We start from the raw sequence: 1068 nt of genomic DNA, 5'->3' as shown, positions 1-1068 counted from the left end.
CCCGGGCCCGGCGCCGGCGCGGCCACGGCGCTGTGGCGGATGCGCACGACCGTGCGCGACGAGCCCGGCAGCCTGGCGGCACTGTGCCGGGCGCTCGCCGACCGGCGGATCGACATCCTCTCCCTGCAGACCCATCCGCTCGCCGACGGCACCGTCGACGAGCTGCTGCTGCGCGCCCCGGCCGCCCTGGCCCCCGACGCCCTCGCCGGGGCCGCCGCCACCGGGGGCGGCCGCGAGACGTGGCTGGAGCGGGCCGACGCGCACGACCTCGTGGACGCCCCCACCCGGATCCTCACCCTCGCCACCCGTACCGCCCTGGACGCCGCCGAACTGCCGCTGGCGTTGCGCCAGTTGCTCGGCCGCTGCACCATCCACTCGCTGCCGTCCCGCTCGCCGCGCGGCGGGGGCGCCGCCGAGCCGGTGCCGGAGGGCGGTGTGTGGGAGGGGACGGTGATGCGGCTGCCCGACCCCTCCGGCGGCTCGATCACCATCGAGCGCCCGTACCTGCCGTTCACCCCCACCGAGTTCGCCCGGGCCCGGGCGCTGGTGGAGCTGGACGCCCGGCTGGGACCGCGCGTGCCGGCGCAGGGGGACGTGCTGACGCTGCCGGAGGGCAACGAGATCACCGTCCGACGGGCCGGCCCCGCCGATCTCGCCGCCGCCCGCGAGATGCACGGGCGCTGCTCCCCCGCGACCCTGTCGCTGCGCTACCACGGCCCGGTCGGGGACGCCGACCGCTATCTGCGGCACCTGCTGAGTCCGCGCTTCGGCCGCACCCTGGCCGCCTGCACCGCCTCCGGCCGGCTGGTGGCGCTGGGCCACCTGCTGTGGGACGGTGAGGAGACCGAGGTCGCGCTGCTCGTCGAGGACGCCTGGCAGCGCCGGGGCGTCGGCGGTCTGCTGCTGGACAAGCTGGTGGCGCTGGCCGCGGACGCCGGCTGCGAGAGCGTCTACGCCGTCACCACGTCCTCCAACACCGGCATGGTCGCCGCGATGCGCGCCCTGGGCCTGCCGCTGGACTACCAGATCGAGGGGGGCACCCTCGTCGTCACCGCGCGACTCGCCCCC

1 protein-coding gene is annotated in these 1068 nt (G+C 77.4%); it reads left to right on the top strand.

The genetic code is table 11. The annotated features are described in order from the left end of the window. A partial coding sequence (locus AB0K09_RS33715; protein ID WP_366069188.1) for a GNAT family N-acetyltransferase occupies positions 1 to 1068 on the top strand: 1068 nt, incomplete at both ends.

It is taken from the genome of Streptomyces sp. NPDC049577, from assembly GCF_040675635.1.
Classification (GTDB): Bacteria; Actinomycetota; Actinomycetes; order Streptomycetales; family Streptomycetaceae; genus Streptomyces.
The sequence above is the reverse complement of the archived record's forward strand: the minus strand, read 5'-3'. Positions and strand labels throughout refer to the sequence as shown.